This is a genomic window from Cupriavidus sp. CP313, assembly GCF_054072015.1.
In genome coordinates, this window is record NZ_JBSVZB010000075.1 from 1 (window position 1) to 2980 (window position 2980).

At 53.5% G+C, this 2980-nt stretch carries 1 rRNA gene; it reads left to right on the top strand.

Annotated features, from left to right (window positions below):
• Positions 1-2907 (top strand): 23S ribosomal RNA (locus ACW4E8_RS40890); the annotation flags it as partial.
• Between the last annotated feature and the right edge of the window lie 73 nt (positions 2908-2980).

A 2980-nucleotide genomic window follows, 5' to 3' on the forward strand; every position in this document is an offset into this window, starting at 1 on the left:
GCTTCGGGGAGCTGGCAAACAAGCTTTGATCCGGAGATGTCCGAATGGGGAAACCCGGCCCGTATGGGTCATCCCTGACTGAATACATAGGTCAGGGAAGCGAACGCGGCGAACTGAAACATCTAAGTAGCTGCAGGAACAGAAATCAACCGAGATTCCCAGAGTAGTGGCGAACGAAATGGGAAGAGCCTTGTACTCTTTAGCAGCATTGTTAGCAGAACGGGATGGAAAGCCCGGCCATAGCAGGTGATAGCCCTGTATGCGAAAACAGCGTTGTGGAACTAGGTGTACGACAAGTAGGGCGGGACACGTGAAATCCTGTCTGAAGATGGGGGGACCATCCTCCAAGGCTAAATACTCGTGATCGACCGATAGTGAACCAGTACCGTGAGGGAAAGGCGAAAAGAACCCCGGGAGGGGAGTGAAATAGATCCTGAAACCGCATGCATACAAACAGTCGGAGCCTGGCAACGGGTGACGGCGTACCTTTTGTATAATGGGTCAGCGACTTACATTCAGTGGCAAGCTTAACCGATTAGGGAAGGCGTAGCGAAAGCGAGTCCGAACAGGGCGTTGAGTCGCTGGGTGTAGACCCGAAACCAGATGATCTATCCATGGCCAGGTTGAAGGTGCGGTAACACGTACTGGAGGACCGAACCCACTAACGTTGAAAAGTTAGGGGATGAGCTGTGGATAGGGGTGAAAGGCTAAACAAATCTGGAAATAGCTGGTTCTCTCCGAAAACTATTTAGGTAGTGCCTCGTGTGTCACCTTCGGGGGTAGAGCACTGTCATGGTTGGGGGGTCTATTGCTGATTACCCCGCCATAGCAAACTCCGAATACCGAAGAGTGCAATCACGGGAGACAGACATCGGGTGCTAACGTCCGGTGTCAAGAGGGAAACAACCCAGACCGCCAGCTAAGGTCCCCAAGATTGGCTAAGTGGGAAACGAAGTGGGAAGGCTAAAACAGTCAGGAGGTTGGCTTAGAAGCAGCCACCCTTTAAAGAAAGCGTAATAGCTCACTGATCGAGTCGTCCTGCGCGGAAGATGTAACGGGGCTAAGCCAGTCACCGAAGCTGCGGACGCACAGTAATGTGCGTGGTAGGAGAGCGTTCTGTAAGCCTGTGAAGGTGTCTTGTAAAGGATGCTGGAGGTATCAGAAGTGCGAATGCTGACATGAGTAGCGATAAAGGGGGTGAAAGGCCCCCTCGCCGTAAGCCCAAGGTTTCCTACGCAACGTTCATCGGCGTAGGGTGAGTCGGCCCCTAAGGCGAGGCAGAGATGCGTAGCTGATGGGAAGCAGGTTAATATTCCTGCACCGTCGTATGATGCGATGGGGGGACGGATCGCGGAAGGTTGTCCGGGTGTTGGAAGTCCCGGTCCCTGCATTGGAGAAGGCGCTTAGGCAAATCCGGGCGCGGAATTCAAGGATGTGGGGCGAGCGGCCTAGTGCTGCGAAGCAATTGGAAGTGGTTCCAAGAAAAGCCTCTAAGCTTCAGTCATACGAGACCGTACCGCAAACCGACACAGGTNCGGGGCGAGCGGCCTAGTGCTGCGAAGCAATTGGAAGTGGTTCCAAGAAAAGCCTCTAAGCTTCAGTCATACGAGACCGTACCGCAAACCGACACAGGTGGGCGAGATGAGTATTCTAAGGCGCTTGAGAGAACTCGGGAGAAGGAACTCGGCAAATTGGTACCGTAACTTCGGGATAAGGTACGCCCTGGTAGCTTGACTGGCCTGCGCCAGAAGGGTGACGGGGTTGCAATAAAATGGTGGCTGCGACTGTTTAATAAAAACACAGCACTCTGCAAACACGAAAGTGGACGTATAGGGTGTGACGCCTGCCCGGTGCCGGAAGATTAAATGATGGGGTGCAAGCTCTTGATTGAAGTCCCGGTAAACGGCGGCCGTAACTATAACGGTCCTAAGGTAGCGAAATTCCTTGTCGGGTAAGTTCCGACCTGCACGAATGGCGTAACGATGGCCACACTGTCTCCTCCCGAGACTCAGCGAAGTTGAAGTGTTTGTGATGATGCAATCTCCCCGCGGCTAGACGGAAAGACCCCATGAACCTTTACTGTAGCTTTGCATTGGACTTTGAACCGATCTGTGTAGGATAGGTGGGAGGCTTTGAAGCGTGGACGCTAGTTCACGTGGAGCCGTCCTTGAAATACCACCCTGGTTTGTTTGAGGTTCTAACCTTGACCCGTGAATCCGGGTCGGGGACAGTGCATGGTAGGCAGTTTGACTGGGGCGGTCTCCTCCCAAAGTGTAACGGAGGAGTTCGAAGGTACGCTTGGTACGGTCGGACATCGTACCTAAAGTGCAATGGCAAAAGCGTGCTTAACTGCGAGACCGACAAGTCGAGCAGGTGCGAAAGCAGGACATAGTGATCCGGTGGTTCTGAATGGAAGGGCCATCGCTCAACGGATAAAAGGTACTCTGGGGATAACAGGCTGATACCGCCCAAGAGTTCATATCGACGGCGGTGTTTGGCACCTCGATGTCGGCTCATCTCATCCTGGGGCTGTAGCCGGTCCCAAGGGTATGGCTGTTCGCCATTTAAAGAGGTACGTGAGCTGGGTTTAAAACGTCGTGAGACAGTTTGGTCCCTATCTGCCGTGGGCGTTGGAATCTTGACGGGGGCTGCTCCTAGTACGAGAGGACCGGAGTGGACGTACCGCTGGTGTACCTGTTGTCTCGCCAGAGGCATCGCAGGGTAGCTATGTACGGAAGAGATAACCGCTGAAAGCATCTAAGCGGGAAACTCGCCTGAAGATGAGGATTCCCTGGAGGCTTGACCTCCTTGAAGGGTCGTTCGAGACCAGGACGTTGATAGGCTGGGTGTGGAAGCGCAGTAATGCGTTAAGCTAACCAGTACTAATTGCCCGTAAGGCTTGATCCTATAACCAGTGTGTTTCTCCTGGTGTGTGTGATCGCGACTGTGCCGAAACAGTTGACACAAGACGCACAACCCC